This is a genomic window from Paenibacillus sp. TC-CSREp1 (assembly GCF_050171015.1).
GTDB lineage: Bacteria > Bacillota > Bacilli > Paenibacillales > Paenibacillaceae > Paenibacillus > Paenibacillus silvae.
In genome coordinates this window covers 59,535-77,551 of sequence record NZ_JBNOKM010000023.1, presented here as the reverse complement: position 1 = coordinate 77,551, position 18,017 = coordinate 59,535, and the positions used below count along the sequence as shown (strand labels likewise).

The 18,017-nt window shown below is 45.2% G+C and carries 14 protein-coding genes; 7 read left to right on the top strand and 7 right to left on the bottom strand.

Translation table 11 applies throughout. The features are described 5' to 3' along the window. Nucleotides 1-761, top strand: a 761-nt coding sequence (locus tag ACQSGY_RS26550; RefSeq protein ID WP_427181610.1) for an exosporium glycoprotein BclB-related protein, incomplete at its 5' end; no start/stop codon positions are given. Nucleotides 762-908: 147 nt separating this feature from the next. On the opposite strand, the gene ACQSGY_RS26545 is transcribed toward ACQSGY_RS26550, so the two are convergent. The 5 genes from ACQSGY_RS26545 to adhP all read right to left on the bottom strand — a co-directional run bounded on the left by ACQSGY_RS26545 (nucleotide 909) and on the right by adhP (nucleotide 5,525). Continuing rightward, the gene (locus ACQSGY_RS26545; RefSeq protein ID WP_427181609.1) at nucleotides 909-1,058 is read right to left on the bottom strand and encodes a hypothetical protein; all 150 of its coding nucleotides are present in this window, start codon (nucleotides 1,056-1,058) and stop codon (nucleotides 909-911) included. Between the two features lie 64 nt (nucleotides 1,059-1,122). After that, complete coding sequence (locus tag ACQSGY_RS26540; RefSeq protein WP_427181608.1) at nucleotides 1,123-2,106, bottom strand: phosphotransferase; 984 nt, start codon at nucleotides 2,104-2,106, stop codon at nucleotides 1,123-1,125. A 231-nt stretch (nucleotides 2,107-2,337) separates the two neighbouring features. Then, nucleotides 2,338-3,138: an ankyrin repeat domain-containing protein gene (locus tag ACQSGY_RS26535; protein WP_427181607.1), complete on the bottom strand. Its 801-nt coding sequence runs from the start codon at nucleotides 3,136-3,138 to the stop codon at nucleotides 2,338-2,340. Between the two features lie 362 nt (nucleotides 3,139-3,500). Beyond that, complete coding sequence (locus ACQSGY_RS26530; protein WP_427181613.1) at nucleotides 3,501-4,316, bottom strand: alpha/beta fold hydrolase; 816 nt, start codon at nucleotides 4,314-4,316, stop codon at nucleotides 3,501-3,503. Nucleotides 4,317-4,508: 192 nt separating this feature from the next. Continuing rightward, nucleotides 4,509-5,525 (bottom strand): alcohol dehydrogenase AdhP, encoded by a 1,017-nt coding sequence (gene adhP, locus ACQSGY_RS26525; RefSeq protein WP_427181606.1) that lies wholly within the window; start codon nucleotides 5,523-5,525, stop codon nucleotides 4,509-4,511. A gap of 426 nt (nucleotides 5,526-5,951) precedes the next feature. Here adhP and ACQSGY_RS26520 point away from each other — a divergent pair, with 426 nt between their 5' ends. From ACQSGY_RS26520 to ACQSGY_RS26505, 4 genes are all read left to right on the top strand, one after another. After that, nucleotides 5,952-6,503 (top strand): sigma-70 family RNA polymerase sigma factor, encoded by a 552-nt coding sequence (locus tag ACQSGY_RS26520; protein WP_426333149.1) that lies wholly within the window; start codon nucleotides 5,952-5,954, stop codon nucleotides 6,501-6,503. After that, a complete protein-coding gene (locus tag ACQSGY_RS26515) occupies nucleotides 6,490-7,728 on the top strand; it encodes a DUF4179 domain-containing protein (RefSeq protein WP_427181605.1) in 1,239 nt (412 codons plus the stop codon). Before ACQSGY_RS26520 ends, ACQSGY_RS26515 begins: the two co-directional genes overlap by 14 nt. Further along, nucleotides 7,725-8,696, top strand: coding sequence for a DUF5643 domain-containing protein (locus tag ACQSGY_RS26510; protein WP_427181604.1), 972 nt, complete (start codon nucleotides 7,725-7,727; stop codon nucleotides 8,694-8,696). The genes ACQSGY_RS26515 and ACQSGY_RS26510 overlap by 4 nt, the downstream gene beginning before the upstream one ends. A gap of 298 nt (nucleotides 8,697-8,994) precedes the next feature. Further along, nucleotides 8,995-10,554 carry an acetamidase/formamidase family protein gene (locus ACQSGY_RS26505; protein ID WP_427181603.1) on the top strand — a complete coding sequence of 520 codons (1,560 nt, stop codon included), beginning with the start codon at nucleotides 8,995-8,997 and terminating at the stop codon, nucleotides 10,552-10,554. Between the two features lie 169 nt (nucleotides 10,555-10,723). Here the strand turns inward: ACQSGY_RS26505 and ACQSGY_RS26500 are convergent, their stop codons facing one another. Both ACQSGY_RS26500 and ACQSGY_RS26495 read right to left on the bottom strand, forming a co-directional pair. Beyond that, on the bottom strand, nucleotides 10,724-11,170 hold the full coding sequence (locus tag ACQSGY_RS26500) for an OsmC family protein (protein WP_427181602.1): 447 nt from the start codon (nucleotides 11,168-11,170) through the stop codon (nucleotides 10,724-10,726). Nucleotides 11,171-11,554: 384 nt separating this feature from the next. Beyond that, on the bottom strand, nucleotides 11,555-16,531 hold the full coding sequence (locus ACQSGY_RS26495) for a discoidin domain-containing protein (protein WP_427181601.1): 4,977 nt from the start codon (nucleotides 16,529-16,531) through the stop codon (nucleotides 11,555-11,557). A 435-nt stretch (nucleotides 16,532-16,966) separates the two neighbouring features. Here ACQSGY_RS26495 and ACQSGY_RS26490 point away from each other — a divergent pair, with 435 nt between their 5' ends. Further along, nucleotides 16,967-17,389, top strand: a complete 423-nt coding sequence (locus tag ACQSGY_RS26490; protein ID WP_427181600.1) for a hypothetical protein — start codon at nucleotides 16,967-16,969, stop codon at nucleotides 17,387-17,389. 155 nt (nucleotides 17,390-17,544) lie between these two features. Next, nucleotides 17,545-17,997, top strand: a complete 453-nt coding sequence (locus ACQSGY_RS26485; protein ID WP_427181599.1) for a hypothetical protein — start codon at nucleotides 17,545-17,547, stop codon at nucleotides 17,995-17,997. Nucleotides 17,998-18,017 lie beyond the last annotated feature (20 nt).

Below are 18,017 nucleotides of genomic sequence, written 5' to 3'. Positions count from 1 at the left end.
CGGGAGCGACAGGCGTTGCCGGTGCAACAGGCCCGACGGGAGCGACAGGCGTTGCCGGTGCAACAGGCCCGACGGGAGCGACAGGCGTTGCCGGTGCAACAGGCCCGACGGGAGCGACAGGCGTTGCCGGTGCAACAGGCCCGACGGGAGCGACAGGCGTTGCCGGTGCAACAGGCCCGACAGGAGCGACAGGTGGTACCGGCGCGACAGGCGTGACAGGAGCAACAGGCGTGGCAGGTACTGGAGCGATTATTCCTTATGCATCCGGTCTTCCGGCTTCACTAACTACGGTTCTAGGCGGAATTTTGAATACCTCCAGTTTGGTTGGTTTTGGAAACAGTACGGCTGGAATAACGATTAGCGGAGGAGTTATTGACCTCACAGGCTCACCAGGCACGTTGCTTAACTTTGCTTTTTCTGCACCGCGTGCTGGAACGATTACTTCGCTTGCTGCTTATTTTAGTACAACAGCAGCACTTAGCTTGGTCGGAACTACAATAACTATTACTGCACAATTATTCCGATCCACTACACCTGATAATAGTTTTACGGCCGTGCCGGGAGCCGTTGTAACCTTGGCACCAGCGTTGACTGGCATTATAGCATTAGGCACAATCTCCAGTGGATTGACCACAGGGCTGAGTATTCCAGTAGCTGCGAGTGACCGATTGCTTATGGTCTTCTCAGCAACAGTGACAGCCGGAATCGATGTGGCTACCACTGTTGCAGGATATGCGAGCGCGGGTCTTAGCATCACTTAATGGAAATCTTGAATAAATCCAATCCAGACACAGAACCTCTTAAATATTATAGCAAGAGGTTCTTGTCTCTCATTGCCGATAAGAAAGTAACCGCCAGAAGTTTTAGAACTTTAGGCGGTTACTTTTTCACTGTGCACATATTGCTTTCTATTGTGTAAGCATGGTGAGGATTTGTTGCTTCACAAGCTCGGGCTGGTCAAGGTATACATAGTGTCCTGATCCTTGAGCAATGACATGAGTAGAATGGTTGGACAACGAAGCCAGATCCAGCTGCATTTCTGCCCATTTCAGCTCCATTTCCGGTCCCATCCTGTGCTCTGTTGCAGAAATAACGATTGTTCCCGATAAATGGTTATAACGATTAATCTCGGTTATGTGAAAGCATCTCTATCGCTTGCCTTGCATGGTATGCAGCGAGTTTTCTGGCAAACTGCCGATCAGGGAATTGTCTGTGAAGAAGCTTTAGTCCCCCTGAGGTCAACGATAAATGATGACATAAACGATAGAATGACAGCCGTGCAGAATCAAGATTTTCTTGTTCAAAATAACGATAGTATTCGCCGAATCGAAGCTTCAGAAAGCTGTGCTCATGCTCAAGGTCAAAGAACCCCGCACCTTCAATGTCAATTAGGTATGGCTGCATTTTATGATCTATTATAATGTGATTGGGTCCGAGCTCATCATGGATGAAATGATGACGGGTACGCGGTTGAATTCGTGATTCCAATTGGGCGAGTTTGTGCAATAAAAGGTCGTGATTCTCTTTGATCATTGCTATATGTTTGGAGGCATAGCATAAAGCATTTATTGCATCGTCTTGCTTTAACTTAAAGCAGGGGATTTCTTTCATTTTGTCATCGTCTGCTTTGCCATAGTGCTCTCTTTCAATTGCATGCATGGTGGAGATCATACTCCCGATCTCCTGAAACAACGCATGCTTGTCTGGGGTGTCATGATGCTGAAAATAGCTTTCAGCAGGTTGCCCCTCAACATATTCGACCAGAGCGAAGTCGAAATCAAATCCGTTTCTGCCATTTCTCATATCATATAAAGCAGGTGTCCGTATACCATGATTTCGTAGAAAAACCGTATTCATCGAAAATAGTGAACTGCCATAAGAGTTCTGGAATGTAGACTCCTTCAGAAGTTCATCATGAAAGTAGTTGGAAGAAATGTCCCAAATGTACAGCAGACAGGAGAAGCCATTAGTGAAATTGACTTTATAAATAACTTTTTGGGCCCCGCCCTGTATTCGAGTTTGTTCAGCAGCGTGATAATCATGGCCGAAGACAGCGTGTACGTATTCCTGTAATTCGTGATGACTAAAGTGAGGATTAGATTTCATTGCGTGACGCTCCTTTTTAAACTAAATTCGCCGGCCAGCAATCTAAATATAGACCAGATCACGCCTGAAAATATAGACTGTTTCTTTGCTTTCTGTTATAGTGTTGCTTAAGGTCTGTACTCTTACAAACAAAATATACATAAGCAGGGGCTGGGCGACTCAACATGTTTGAGTGCACCCAGCCCCTTATTTGTACCGAAATTAACTGCTTGTTGCGGTAAACCTGACTGTTCATATTTCACGATGTATATTACCTGCACCTTTAGCTCCCTGTCGTTCAAGCCAAGTAACCAAGTCAGCGAAACCATTTCGCTTGGCTGTGTCTAATGGCGTTGATCCATCCCAGGCAGCGGCCCAGTTCAGTTCAGCGCCTTGTTGAAGAAGGTATGCTGCCGCTTCTTGCTGGCCCCCATGACAAGCACACCAGAAAGATATATTTACTGTATCTGTTGGAGCGGAAGAGCTGCCTGAAGTCCAAGGATAATATTCTGGTAGTGTTTTTCCTTTAAAATGGTCTTTGATGTCGTCGATCTGTCCGAGTGCTGCTGCATGCCAGAGTGCGGTAAGAGCTCCGCGTTCAACCAGGCGCCTTGCGGTATTCCACTGTGCAAATGCAACTGCATCGTCCAGTGGTGTTCCTCCGGCAATCACGGCCCCGGATGCTTCAATGTCAGCACCTGCATCAATCAGAGCATCGAGCGCCTGCACATCATTACAGCTTGCAGCCCAATGCAAGGGGGTCTCGTGATTTGCACCCAGCATGCGGGCGTTAACTTCAGCTCCGTATTCGGTCAACACACGAATCGTCTCCGTTACATTGGGAAAATGACCCGGCCAGTCTGTGGCTACATGCAGCAGCGTTCGGGAAACCGTTGAGCTGGCCTCTTTGTTCTGAGGGTTCCGTTCCAGAATTTTTGTTTTTACCAGCCCGGAGTGATCTAATAAGAGCTGTTCCAAAGAGGAAGTATCACCTGTCTGAATGGCTCTTGTCACTCTTTGAGCTACATCTTCATCTTCATACATCCATTCCATGTCTCAGGCTCCTTTCTTGTCGTTTGCTAAAATTTATAGAGTAGAGTCTGATTCTCCTGTCATTTCACTATACATGAAAAAGTCCAACTACGAGCAATAAGCATCTATTATTAGTTGATAGTTGGCATGATGTATCGTGTTACAGGTGTTCCGAGGATACTGGAAGAAATGTCTTTGTTGAAAAAGATCAGCAAGCAAAAGGACGTAAAGAAAGTATAACGGTGAACAGCGTGCCGGCAAAGCTTTAAAAGACAGATGCAACGAATAATTCAAATAGCCTCCTTCTGGAGGCTATTGTTTAACAAGTTCCAGCGTAATATATATCACTCCAAGTGATCTATTCACTGATACATACCCGTTTTTTATTGTGCAAGCATGGTGAGGATTTGTTGCTTCACAAGCTCGGGCTGGTCAAGGTATACATAGTGCCCTGATCCTTGAGCAATGACATGAGTAGAATGGTTGGACAACGAAGCCAGATCCAGCTGCATTTCTGCCCATTTTAATTCCATTTCAGGTCCCATCCCGTGTTCTGTTGCAGAAATAACGGTTAAAGGAAGATCACGTAATGTATCTTTGGCACGCAGCTTTTCAATGTATGTGAAGCTTTTGATGACATCCTTATAGCTTCCTTCAACAGTAAATTGCGATAAATACAATTCTTTAATCTCTTCAGGCAGGGTGGCTAAAATGGCCTCCTCCTGCTTCTCATGAGAGGCGTCGATTAGAACAGCGCCTGCAACTTCATCTGCATAACGGTCGGCAAATGCTCTCACATTCACCCCGCCGAGACTGTGGCCTACCAGTACATACGGCCCTGGAATATTAGCTTTTTGCAAAAGCTTATGTAGTTCTTTCACTTGCTGTTTTGTCGTTTTATCCTTGGTTGTGTCGTCACTAAGACCAAGTCCGGCCCGATCATAGGATACAGTTAACGTTGTTTTGGAAATCTCGGATTGCATATCAGACCAGACGGATGAATCATCACCATACCCGCTAATGAAAACAACGGTGGGAAGAAGGTTTTTTACGCCCTGAATCTCAGCATATAAAGAAACACCTGTGCTGACTTCATAAAGTCCGCTTGAGCCAACCTGATTCGGCTTTGCTTCTGCGAAGGGAGCAATACTAAGAAAAATCAAACAGACACTTAGCAATAATGAGAAATAACGATTCATCACGAAAATTCCTCCTAAATTTATAATATAATAACTATATATTTACAATATAAAGTCTACTACAAAACACCAATAATTGTAAGTGGATAGTTTGTGTCTACAACAGGAGGACAATTATTTAGCATTTATAAAAAAACAAAAAAACAGGCTACGATGTCATCATCATAACCTGTCGGTTGTGTGTAATTCGCATTAAGTTGTAAAATCAATCACCATGCGGCCCTGAATTCTACCTTCTTCCATCTCTTCGAATATCTGGTTGATATCATCAATTTTGCGCTTGCTCACAATCGGTACCACTTTGCCTTCGGCGGCAAAGCGAAAGGCCTCCTGCAGATCTTCTCGGGTGCCTACTAAGGAGCCGATCACCTGTATGCCATCCAGCACCAGACGAGGAATATCGAGATCCATTTTGTCTGTAGGCAACCCTACAGCAACTACCCGGCCACCTGCTTTGACAACATCTACGGCTTGATTAAAAGGTTTTTTGGCAACAGCGGTGACTACGGTTGCATCAAGACCATCTCCGTTGGTTAGCTGTTTGGCTTTCAGCACAGGATCATCCTTTAGACTGTTGACGGCATGGTCTGCACCCACTTTCAGTGCAAGCTCAAGCTTCTCATCGCTGATGTCAAAAGCAATCACCTTGGCATTGAACACATGTTTGGCGTATTGTACAGCCAGATTTCCCAAACCGCCGATGCCAAAAATTCCGATCCACTGACCAGGACGGATATTACTTACTTTTACCGCTTTATAAGTGGTCACCCCGGCACAGGTTACACTTGTTGCAGCAGCAGGATCAAGTTGATCGGGTACTTTGACCGCATAATCTGCGGTAACGATGCATTGTTCTGCCATTGCACCATCCACTGTATAGCCCGCGTTTTTGACCTGACGGCACAGTGTCTCTCGCCCGGTCAAACAATATTCGCAGCGGCCGCAGCTCTCAAACAGCCAAGCTATGCTGACTCGATCACCAATCGCTAAACTTGTCACGCCTTCCCCTAACTTAATGACTTTCCCAATCCCTTCATGTCCAAGCACCCTGCCTGTAACCTCACCGAAATCGGCATTTTTTACTTGTAAGTCTGTGTGGCACACGCCGCAATATTCCATTTGAACGAGTGCTTCCCCATAATTGAGGGGGCGCAGCTGTTTATCCTCTATACGAACCCTTTTATCCTTTGTGACGATGGCTGCCTTCATGTGGGATTCTCCTTTAATAGCGAATGGCATCAATTTATTATTGGGTCCAGAATGTCCCAACCATCTCATAGGATTTGAAGCTGATTATGAAAATATGCAAATGATTTCACTCCATGTCGGTTAAGCTTTTCACGACAAATTCAAGCTGGGCTTCCAGCGAAATGGGGTCACTGAACACAAAGCCGCGGCTATCTTCCCTGTAAACTGTAAAGCCCGTCTTAATTGGTTTAACGTGATGATCATAATCTATTTTCATTGCTTACTCATGATTTGAACAGGATATTTTCTCCACATCATAAAAGGAGCCCGAATGTACGGTTTATAGCATTTTAGTGAATCGCAGAAATTTATTTTTATCCTACATATAACCTTTTGCTGTACTTGTCCATCTAATCTAATAGAGGGCCCTCAGAAGGAGTGAAATTCGTGCATCAAACTATGGAGCAAGAAGTCAAAAGAGCACAGCAGGGAGATCGTGAAGCTTTTATTCAGCTATTCCGGAGGCTGGAGCCCGAGCTGTACAGTTTGGCAAAATCCATTGTGGGACGGGATGAGGATTGCGCGGATGCTCTTCAGGAAACAACACTGAAAGCATATAAAGGCATAACCGGTTTACGGAATACAGCTTATTTTAAAACATGGCTTATTCGCATTCTCATTAATGAATGTAATCAGGTGCTCCGTATGCGCAAACGAACCGTTGTCATGGCGGAGCTGCCTGAGCAGACTGAAACACGCGGCAATCTAACACATTTTGTAAACAGCAGGCAGCAAGATTTAAGGGAAGCTGTTGAGAATCTGGACGAGTCGTTACGTTTGGTTATTCATCTGTTCTATTATCAGGATTTGCCGATCAAACAAATAGCGAGTGTTCTGGAACTGTCGGAAGGTGCTGTCAAAGCACGCTTACACAGAGCACGCGGGGTGCTTGCGAAACAAATGGATTGGAAAGGGGAGAGTGCGATTGAATCAACGTGATCTTGATCAGGAACTGCGGGAATTGGGTAAAGCGAATGCGGGTAAGGTACCCGACATGATTCGCCACCGTCAGGAAGAGGTCTATGCCGCACTGGAGGCTCTCCCGATGCAAAAACGCAGTCACCACCGTAAAAAGTCTGTTCGTTCTGTGTCCCCGGTTTACCGGTTCCTTTTGACAGCTGCAGCGGTGATGATTGTTACGATCGGTGGCTTGCTGGGCGGTGCCGCTGTATCACCAGCCATAGCAGCATCACTGCAAAGTGTTCCACTCATCGGCAGTCTGTTTAAGCTGGCCGCCGACGACTTAGGGCTGCAAACCTTGGAGGAGAACGGTCTTGCAGAAGTCGTGGAAGCCAGCGCCACCCATGATGGAATTACTCTCCGTATTCCAGAGCTTGTCTACGATGGCATAAGGCTATCCATGATAGTTACTCGTGATGGAGAAAAACAAAGTGGCGGTATTCTTGACCAAATTTCTACGGGGAACGGAACAAAGCCCGAATACCCTAAAGGAGCCATTCATTCCTTTGATGTGCAGATCGATGGACGTCCCATCGATCGGCAGGAAAATGGATGGAATATGGGTCTTAGTGCAAAACGCACATCCGATCCAAATACAGCCATTTATGAATTAACGCCACGTTCCGCATCGCAGCAGTTCACATCAGCACTTCCAGATGCATTTACGCTGACAGTTCAGATTGGTCTGGAGGGGATTGAGGAGCCATTTGTGATGGAACTCCCAGTACGTAAACAGCAGGCCAATGTCATGTCCACCGTTCAGAAGTCGAGAGAATGGAGAGGCCACAAGCTGACCTTAAGTGAAATCCAGTTCACACCAATTACAACCCAAGTGTTGTTAAGTGTTGATTCGGATGATCAGGAATGGCAGCATCGGCTATGGTTTGAACTGTGGGATGACAGGGGCAATGTGCTGGGTTTCATTGGCGGATATGGTGCGCATGAAACCGGCCACGCAGGAGAGCTTCGTTATAATGTGCTGTTTGAACGTATGGCAAAGGCTCCTTCATCGATCAAACTGAAAGCTTTTTTGCCTGAAATGGAGGATCCTTCATCCTCTTCAGGACGCTTCAAACTAAACGAGCGCGGGGAAGTCATTAAAAATTATATCAACGGGCTGGAGATCACCTTTCCGGTGGATCAAGCAGAAATACAAAAACTATACGAGATTTCATCCGAAACAAGAGGAGACGATAAACCATGAAAAGCACATCTAAAATGATTGCGGTAACAGCTTTGGCAACAGGATTGTTAGTTGGAGGCGGGGCTTGGGGATATCAAGCAACAACGGTTGATGCTGCGGCAGCTCAAGCTACTGGAGAAAAAGGGAAGAATGCGATTAAAGCGGACGCGGTTCGAGTGACTCAGAGTGGAATTACGCTTGAGGTGAAAAAAGCTGTGTTTGACGGAAACCTTATTGATATTTCGATCGACCGGACGGGCAAGGGACTAAAGAACAGCTTCGTGTACAACGGTGCAGGAGATGAAAGCAAGCCTATGGATGAAGGGACTCTTGAGTCTATTGACGTTTATATTAACGGAAAATCTATTATGGAGCTTGGTGGAAAAACGCTTGGGCAAAGGCCTAACCTGGGGTGGGGGCCTGGAGATCATTCTAAAAGTGTTCGTGTTAAAATTACGGATCCTTCATGGTTAGGCGGCAAAGGCTACACTTTTCCAGAGAAGTTTCAGCTTAAACTAAAGGTAAAGCTTGCAGGGGTGGATAAACCTTACATTGTTGAACTTCCAATGCAAAAGACAGCAGACAAACCAGTGGTGTTAACAGACAGCTTGACCAAACAGGCTGGGAACCTGACTCTTGAGCTTGGTAAAATAAGTCTTACATCAACTTCAACTCGTATTCAACTGATTGGGAAGGGAGATACAACAGAGCGGGTTTTTGGTATGATGTATGAGTTTGTGGATGACAGCGGCCGTCAACTGGATTACTTAACTGCGTTTGGTACTGATGATAACAATAAAGAAAAAGCACTGTATCATGACATCGTGTTAACTCCGATTCAAGCAAACGCTAAATCTATCACGATTAAACCGTTTTATCCCGAGATGGAAGTACCTGGTGCAACAAATGGCGCGTATAAGCTGGATGCCGATGGGGAGATCGTTAAAAATTACATTGAAGAGCTGGAAATGAAGGTTCCGCTAAAATAAAGCCAAAAATGTTGTTTGATAAACAACGCTGAAGCCTCCTCACGGAGGCTTTTTGTTATATCAGCTTGTTTGTTCGAATCTCTGAAGAAGGGTCCTCAAGTTTACTAAATGTATTTTAGTTTTATATGTCTTACAAATGGTAAGTATACTAACATTTACTTAAAGTGGTATAAGGGATTTCTTGGTATGTGTCTATATTATGTTATTTTAATTGACAAGAAAATATTGTTGTTAATATATTTATATGTTATTGTGTATTTGTGTTAGAAAATATTACATATTATAGAGGGGGAGCTTAATGTTTATTAACCGAACCATTAGGAAATTTGGGATTTCAGCAGGGATTATAGGTATGTTTACATTTGCTCTACCTTCAGTGGGCTTTTCTATGCCGCTGCAACCAACAACCATCGATAAGGTAGAAGGTGATTATTATGTAACGTCTGCGATTGAGAACATTCGCTGGGGATCACTGCCTAATCGTGATAGCTCTCCGATTCTTACTGTACCATCAGGAAGTGCTGTAACGTTTGATACGGTATCGCATGAGGGACTGATCGAGGATCAAGGGAGGAATCCAGTGGAGTACTTCGGCAAATTCGGTATCTCCCCCGATGGAGTGTTGGATGATGCGAAGGCAATTGCGGCGTCTGCGATTAAGCATGATTATGTAAAAGACGGACCTCATATTATCACTGGGCCAGTAGCGGTTGAAGGAGCGATGCCAGGAGATGTTCTTAAAGTAGAAGTCCTTTCGTTGCAAACTCGAGTTCCATATGGTTTCATTTCTAACCGCCATGGTAAAGGTGCCCTTCCTAACGAATTTCCAGAAAATACAGGCCCGCAAGAGGGAGCTAGCGCAACAAAACCGGAATTATATAATAATGTATCTATATTTACGCCTATTGAAGAAATCAACGGCAATTGGTATGGTTTATTGCCAACAAAAGCCGGCAAAAATGTGCGTTTCCCAATTAATCCGTTTCTCGGTGTGATGGGGGTTGCGCCAAATACCAGCGAAGTTGTGAGTTCTATCCCTCCTATTGAAACAGGAGGCAATATGGATATTAATGAGTTAGGTGTTGGTTCAACTATTTATTATCCGATTCAAGTTAAAGGCGGGTTATTCTATACTGGAGATCCACATTTTGCTCAAGGAGATGGAGAAGTAGCGTTAACTGCATTGGAAGCTTCCTTAAGAGGTACAGTTCGGTTAACGGTGTTAAAGAAAGGTGATCCATCAATACCACATCGTGGAGAATTCACGCAGCCCTTTGCTGAAACAGAGGATTATTGGATTCCCATTGGACTGGACCCTGATTTGGATGAAGCAATGAAAGAATCAGTGCGTGAATCGATTCAATTTTTATCCGATAAGCTTGATATGGATAGAAGTGTAGCGTATGCTTATCTATCGGCCGCAACGGATTATGAAGTATCTCAGGTCGTAGACCGAACTAAAGGGGTTCATGGACTCATTCGAAAGACCGATTTCCTTGAATATGTTGACGTTGCCATGAATGTAGGTGGTACGTTAATCAAACCGGTTGTTCATAACAATGAGTTCTACGTACCGATTCGAACAATTTCGGAGCTTTTGGGCGGTACAGTAGTGTGGGATAATAAGTCGCGTACAACACAAATCAAATTAGGCACAAAAAATATAAGTGCTCAAATTGGTTCAGATGTGTATTCAATTAACGATAAACTAGTGTTCAATAGTAAGGTACCAAAGCTTTTAAATGGCGAAACCGTAGTCCCGGTTTCCGTTATTAATGAAATACTGGGTGCTTATGTAAACTGGACGACGATCGACAAGACGTTAACAGCAAATGTATCTTTAAGTAAAAAGCAATAATAGATTTCATCCAGAAGCCCGCGAAAAACGCGGGCTTTTTTTATTTCTAATATTTGTACGGCTAACAATTCAATATCAGTTCTACCCATTACGGTAGAGAAATATTTTTGACCATTAAATGTTGGGAGGAATCTTTTAAAACCCCGGTTTCACAGTATTTATAGGCTGCTTAGTTTTCGATGATAATTCTGTCCAACTTGAGATTAACCGGATGTGCCAACGTATCTCCAACGGGACACTTGCTCTCCAGGAATTGTACAAATGCTTCAACCTGCTCTGGAGGAGAATCTGTTTTGATGCGGAATGTATACCGAATATCGGAATAGCCCGGACGCACCTCTGATTTGTCGAAAAATCCATCCAGGTCAATATCGCCTTCTACATCTACAAAGAAATCATTGAGGTTCACCCCGAATTTAGGCGCATATACCCTGGCTACGATCGACTGACATGCTCCCAGCGAGGCCAGTAAAGCTTCCACCGGATTCATGCCGGTATCGGTTCCACCCAAGCTTTGCGGCTCGTCGATAATAAACTCGAAGTTTCGGGATGCTGCTTTCACTTGAACTCCGTTTTGCAGATGAGCAGATGCTTTGAACGTTTGGAGGGCAGCCATTTTGTAGTCTCCTTTAGTGGATTTATTTATACTGAATTTATTCATAGTTTTCCGCTAAGATTATATTAAATTGGATGTCTAGCGCTGTCAATCCTCAATTTTCCAATAGGTGATTTCGGGAACAACGCAAAAAAACATATGACGGTCGCTAAAGCTGTGCTTAGGTGGATATTCAGTGTGTCCTGCTGCCGTTCGTATTCGTGATTTGAAAGTACGTATTCAATTCGAGATAACTGCTTATTGCATTTAGAAGCGGGTGAATTCAAAAAAACCACCCCTGTCCCGCAAAATGGAGGAAGAGAGGTGGTTACACGAACGATATTTAAATCCTTGGATTAATGTTTTTTTATTCAGCGTAAGATTGATGATTTTTAATTCAGTGTATCATTGGTACAGCTTCAGCTCAGCAATAGACCACCACCACTCAGCATTGTCCGTAGTCAAAGCAATTTTGACATATCGTGCCTTCTGGTTCGTGAATGTCACTGAGATTAAAGAATCTGTTCCCACAGCTTCTGAAACCGAATTCCATTGCTCGCCATCTGTTGAAGTGAAGATTGTAAAACTGCGGGCATAGTCATTGGTGCTGCTGCCTGAGTCCATAGTTAACCGGCTGGAATTCTGGATGCTTCCCAGATCGATCTGAATCCACTGGTCGGCTTGTTGTCCGGATGCAGAGGTCCAGCGTGAGTTCAGATCATCATCCAGCAGTGCACCTACGTCTTCAGATGTGGAGGCTGTAGCTGTCCAAGACGTCCGATCCAGTTCGGAAGGCAGCAGCTCATCCTGTTCACCGGGTATCCATAGTGTCTGATCGGCAGTGTAAACTGCGATTTCAGCTACAGACCACCAGTGAGAATCCGTTCCGGTCTGAACGATTTTGATATAGCGGGCTTCATGAGGAGCGAATGCAATGAACAGCAAGGCATGTTTCCCTTCACCCGTAGCCACAGCTTTACCCCAATCCATGCCGTCGAGAGAGGTGTATACCTCATAACCACGAGCATAATCCTCACTGTAGTGTGCACTATCCAGTACAATCCGGTTCACTGTCTCTGAATGGCCCAGATCCAGCTGAAGCCACTCACCGCCTGTTTGTGTCTGACCGGAAGTCCAGCGAGTTTCGTTCGAGCCATCCAGCACCGTGGCAGCCCCCTCACCGGAAGACGTTGTGACGGACCAGCCATCTGGAAGCAGACGTTTTTGTTTTCCTGTTCCATAGTGATTAACAAATAGCTCAGAGACCGACCACCATTGATCGGATTCACTGGTCTGCATGATCTTCACATAACGTGCCTGCTGTTCGGGGAAGGTGATGGAGAGACGTCCCGGCACTCCTTCGCCTCCGGCAATAGAGGTTCCCCAGTTTTGCCCGTCATCGGAAACGAAAATGCGATATTGCCGCGGATAGTCATCCTTGGCGTTCCCCGGGTCCAGCTCTATCGCGTCAAAAGCACTCGTTTGCCCAAGATCAATCGTAATCCACTGTCCGCTCGTTTGCTTTCGTCCGTTCGTCCATAATGTGTCTTTATTTCCATCCAGCATGTGAGCTGAGACATCCGTTCCTTGAGTGGAGGAAGCGGTCACGATCCAGGTTGACCGATCGGGCAGCGGGGCTGGAGCTGGATTTGGTTGTTCAGGTGCTTGGTCCAATTTCCCGAATCGGGCGAGCTTGAGTTCCGATATGGACCACCAACTGTCTGCGGGAGCAGTCAATACAATTTTGATGTAACGCGCGGTCTGCATTCCCAAATCGACGGACAGGCTCGGAGATGAGCCTGTTCCCTGTGCAATTGGCTTGCTCCAATTCTCATCGTCCTTCGAAACGTAAACTTCATACCCGTGGGCATAATCACCTCCGCTGTTGCCGGAGTTCATAAAAAGAGTGTCCATCATCTGTTCGTTGCCCAGATCAATATGGAGCCAGTCTCCAGGCTGTTGCGTTTGTCCAGATGACCAGCGGGTAGTCAAATCTCCGTCTATCATGCGTTCCACTGCTTCCGAACTGGTGGAGGCGGTAATTGTCCATTTGCTGCGATCCAGATAGGTGACGCCTTGTGAAGCATCCGGCTGCTTGACTACCGTATGTTCCAATGGATTGACCTTCACTTGAGCCTTCGCATAGACGGTAGCTGAACCCAAAGCACCGCTTGCATTATAAAAGCGAACCGTTTTGGCGGTATCTGATGGATTCCAGATTTGTGCCGTGTAGACACCATCCTTATCGTATACGGTTGCTGCGGGAGAATCAGCCCAAATATCCATTGTACGTGTTCCTGTGGATGCCATACTGTGTATGAACCAATAGGCGTTAAAGACTTCGTTTTGCTGCATCTCTTTCGTATCCCACTTCGCAAGAGCGGCCTGCGGGTCCCCGATGGATTGGAAAGGCCAGATAATGTGCTGCCATGTGTGCTCCTGCTGACCACCAAGATCCTTGATCAGACCGTTGTATAATGCCGCAGTATTCTTTGGATCACGACCATAATAGGTCATCCACTCTGCGGGCGGCAGCCAGTGAATGCCGTAAATATGCTCGGCCTCGTTGGAGAAGTACGTACCATACAGGTAAGCACTGCCGTATACATGCCCTACGGTAGCGTGCTTGTATCCTTCCAGCCAGTTGTCCCCATCATAGTTGAACCAATATTGCTCGGCTGCTTTTTCCTCGGTGACAAAACCCCAGATACCTGCATCGCGATAGGCTTTGTTCCCCGTTACTTCACCCCACATATATTGTCCGACCCAACTGAACAGAGCTTCGCCTGCAGCTTCCTGATTGTTTCCGCTGCGATTGTCGGCATAACCGCCCGCCCAGGAATGACCTGCATAAGGATCAAAATTACGCATCCATGGGAATTGATCGTCTGTGTGCGAAGGATTGGCATAATCCCGGATCAGCAGTTCAACCATATCGCCATAATCCTGTACAAAAGCTGGATCATACATAGCCAGCACCGCAGATGCAAAGACGTAATAACCATACGTAAAATGATGATCCGTCAGCCCGGTATTGACTCCGAACCCGCTTCCATAAGGGAAGATCGTTCCCCATTCATCCGAGTAATAAAAATAATAGGAGTGCAGACGTTCATCCGGTGAATAGGTGTACCAGTCGGTCAAAATGCTTCTTAACAGGGACAGGTAGTGGTCCCGACGTTCCTGATCTCCAAGCTGATCGCTAATGAGCACACCCAATGCAAGCGGATGAAGTTTTTTCCCCTGCCAGTAGGGATCTTCACTCATTATATTGCCTGACGTGTCCGCATCAAGCTGATCCAGATAACTGATTAATTGCGCACGTGAGTAAGTCGGATCATCCGGCTCCACAAATTGCGGAATAATGCCATAGAAACGATCTTGTGTAGTAAAGCTGTTGCCTTCGCTCACTTTCATCGTTCCACGAATGGAAGGATAAGTAAGCTCTGTGAGTGGAGTTGTTGCAAGTTTCCACTGGTGCGGGAACAAAGCCATTAATGTGCTCGTCGAAAAGTTGGCACGCTTCGTTTGTGTAACGGAATTGAAGGTCGTTGTAACTTGTGAAGTGCTCTCGTTATAGTCGTAACTGACTTTCGTGTCCGTCACAAAAGCATAGGCATGCTGGTAATAGTATGTTAATTCTGACGCAGATGGCAGAGTAGCCAGCGATAAATAATTTTCGCCTGATCCCAGCTTGATCTTCAGTGTATTGCCAAGCTTTATAAATGTGGTTCCTTCAGGTGCATATAGGCCATAGTTTCTTGTAAAAGTTTGCGGCGAAGGCGCTCTATCCTGATTGGTGACTTCTACGCCGATATGATCTCCTGTCCATGATTCCCCGTCCTTCAGCACAATCTCACGATTTTGATCATCAAAGAGACGTGTGATGTTCGGTGAACGGAGCAGGATCGTATCCGGGTTCTCAAACGTGTTGTATAGGAAAGGGGAGCCTTTTACGAAGGTTGTATTGACCTTCGCCGTGTTATCATCGCTCATGATGATGTTTGCGGAGTAATCCCCGTATCCTGCGACCTTGGTATTGACCTTGGCCGGGTTCATATTGCTTGTTGTCAGGATAAGGTCAGCTTCACCATCGGCATCCATCGAGTTGCCGTCAGCAGAAACGTATCCAGCACCAGGGTTCAAAATATGAAGCCCCTGCTTGGTGTATCGGTTTTTGAACGGCAGCGTGACTAGACTGTTTCCATCTCCTAAATCCGAAACGAGAATCGATTGCCACCAGTCATTGGATGGAATCGGGGCAGTGATGTCAGCTGTGCGATTTTTCGGGTTTTTCGGTTGCAGCATCGTGATGTCGTTAATGGCATAACTGCCAGCGCCGACCTGTACCGAGCTCATCTCTGGGATAGACGGAATGGTGTAGATCGGCTTTTCATCCCCTTGAATATACTCATACACATCAAAGGCATAGAGCGAATAGCCGTTGGTTGTACCTCGGCCAAGCCCTGCGAGCTTGACATATCTGGCTTCTGCATATACAGGAATGTCATCTCGTCCACCGTTGCTGTGTAACTCCCGATACAGCGTAGTCCATTGCTTTGCGTTGTTGGATACCTGAATATCATAAGCACGTCCAAACGCATTTTCCCATTGCAGCGAAATTCCTCCGATTTCATGAGGTTGACCAAGATCCACAACAATCCATTCCTGATCCTTGTATATGGAAGACCAGCGTGTACCTGAATCACCATCTGTCACATTGCGCGCTTCATAATCGCGCTTCTGCATTTTGGCCTTGTCTTCGGCGGAGCGGCTAGGCTCGTCAATCTCTTCCGATGACGCTATGACCGATTTCCCCAGGGCAAGGTTGGCGGGAGCCGGTTTTGGAGGTGGATTTGCTCCACCCGTTCCATACACATCGAACGCGTAAAGAGATACACCGTAGGCTTGCTGTGCCCGTTCATGACTGAACAAACGCACATATCGTGCATCGGCGGAAACCTCGACTTCCGTCAAACCGCCTTGACCCTTCGTTGTGGAGTATACTTGCTCCCAGTTAACTTCGTCATCTGACACTTCAAGATCGAAGGAGGATGCATAAGCATTTTCCCACTGAATCGAAATGTTCGAGATGGAAGCAACTGCGCCCAGGTCAACATAGATCCACTGAGGGTCCTGCTGCCATGTACTTTCCCATCGGGTATCTTTGTTTCCATCCACGGCAAGATCGGCTGTATTCCCACCAAGGGATGATGAGCTATACACCGGTCTGTTCAGGGATAAGAGATATGACCCTTCGGCTGCAGCGTTCGCTGCCTTGCTTGGCCATAGCGGTACACTGCTGATCAACAATAGCATGGATAACAGTAAGTTCACGCAGATGCTGCGTTTGTTTCGTGTGTGACTCGTTTGTCCCTTCATATCTTCATCTCCTTTGTTAGCTCTTGTCTTTTCACCAGACAGAACTTTCTCTGTTTCCTAACAACCTGTTATATGTATTGTTCTGTTCTCCCGTGCCACATTTCTGAGCTCGATTTCAGGATGTAAACATGGGATATGCGGATGTTCATTTGTTGTATATCGAACATTTGAAGTGGATTATAAAGCTTTTTTAATCGTTTTCGTAGAAAAGGAGACATATGTCCTACAGGAGGCAAGCTTGGTGTGCAACTATGAAATGTCGAATTGGGAAAACGGTCTGATAGCGATAGAATGGTTTCTTTCGTGCTATAGGAACAAACATCACAGGAATCAACTTGCGAAGAACCTCACTCGATTTTTGGGGGAGAAACGCGACCAAATGACTTTATAAATTACGTGTAATAATGTAATGTCGATATGAGGGGGTGTGAAAAAATGGATATTCAAAAAGCCATGGAAGAAAAGCTTGAACGTAAAATTCAAATGGGAGTTCCGATTGATGAAACGATTCTTGAAGGTCTTATAGAAAAGAAATTACTTACCGAAGAGGCGGCTCAGCGTTTATTAGCTCAAAAAAATGATCTAAATAAAGAAACTAGAAAAAATGTCGTTTCCGTTCCTATTACAGATGATGTTATGAATATTATTGATGATTTAATTACAAGTGGACATGTAAACAGCCGATCTGAAGGAGCTTCATACTTAATAATGTTGGGAGTCAAAAGTCATTATTCTTTTTTCAATGAACTTTCAAAAGAGGTCATAGTCATTGAAGAGCAACGAAAAAAAATTAAAAATCTCATTGAAAGCGCATTAATTTTTCCGGAGACGTCTCAACATAGCCAACTTATCGAATAAAATCAATTTGGATTTGAAAAGATTTCTCCAAAACTGTGAAGTAACGAGGACTCAAACACTAACTCGATGGAATACAGCTTTAACTTAATGAAATACAGCAAAATTTCGTATCTCTGGCTTCCCCAGCCCGTAAGTTGGTTAAAGGAGAAACAAACATGAAAAAAGATTCATTGTTATTGTCTTCGAAAGCCCCTTGGCATTTGTGGGTTATAGCTGGTATATTTTTATTTATTTATGCCAATGGGGTTTATGATTATTTTATGATGCTGGGACTAAATGAGGATTACTATACGTCTAAAAATTACGGGGAAGCGGTGAAAAATTATTTCTCCGATTATCCTATTATTCCGTTAATCTTGTATACGATAAATATCTTTTCGGGTGTATTGGCTCCCTGTTTCCTGTTGCTACGTTTGCGGTGGGCTGTACTACTTGCTGGATTGTCCGCTTATTCGATCTTGGGACTGGAGTTCATTACCTTTACGTGGATGAATCGTTGGAATATTCTTGGAGCAGCCGTATCCATGTTTGATATCTTTATCCTGTTGCTCACTTTTGCAATGTATCTGTACTGTAAAAATTTACTCCGGCGTCGAGTGTTGAGATAAATTACTTAGATACATCAAAA

What these genes read in the sequence shown, in the direction of transcription:
- ACQSGY_RS26490 (WP_427181600.1), top strand. Translation starts at nt 16,967, where the DNA reads ATGGATATTCAAAAAGCCATGGAAGAAAAGCTTGAACGTAAAATTCAA.
- ACQSGY_RS26485 (WP_427181599.1), top strand. Translation starts at nt 17,545, where the DNA reads ATGAAAAAAGATTCATTGTTATTGTCTTCGAAAGCCCCTTGGCATTTG.
- ACQSGY_RS26545 (WP_427181609.1), bottom strand. Translation starts at nt 1,058, where the DNA reads ATGGAGCTGAAATGGGCAGAAATGCAGCTGGATCTGGCTTCGTTGTCC.
- adhP (WP_427181606.1), bottom strand. Translation starts at nt 5,525, where the DNA reads ATGAAGGCAGCCATCGTCACAAAGGATAAAAGGGTTCGTATAGAGGAT.
- ACQSGY_RS26540 (WP_427181608.1), bottom strand. Translation starts at nt 2,106, where the DNA reads ATGAAATCTAATCCTCACTTTAGTCATCACGAATTACAGGAATACGTA.
- ACQSGY_RS26495 (WP_427181601.1), bottom strand. Translation starts at nt 16,531, where the DNA reads ATGAAGGGACAAACGAGTCACACACGAAACAAACGCAGCATCTGCGTG.
- ACQSGY_RS26535 (WP_427181607.1), bottom strand. Translation starts at nt 3,138, where the DNA reads ATGGAATGGATGTATGAAGATGAAGATGTAGCTCAAAGAGTGACAAGA.
- ACQSGY_RS26505 (WP_427181603.1), top strand. Translation starts at nt 8,995, where the DNA reads ATGTTTATTAACCGAACCATTAGGAAATTTGGGATTTCAGCAGGGATT.
- ACQSGY_RS26500 (WP_427181602.1), bottom strand. Translation starts at nt 11,170, where the DNA reads ATGGCTGCCCTCCAAACGTTCAAAGCATCTGCTCATCTGCAAAACGGA.
- ACQSGY_RS26530 (WP_427181613.1), bottom strand. Translation starts at nt 4,316, where the DNA reads ATGAATCGTTATTTCTCATTATTGCTAAGTGTCTGTTTGATTTTTCTT.
- ACQSGY_RS26510 (WP_427181604.1), top strand. Translation starts at nt 7,725, where the DNA reads ATGAAAAGCACATCTAAAATGATTGCGGTAACAGCTTTGGCAACAGGA.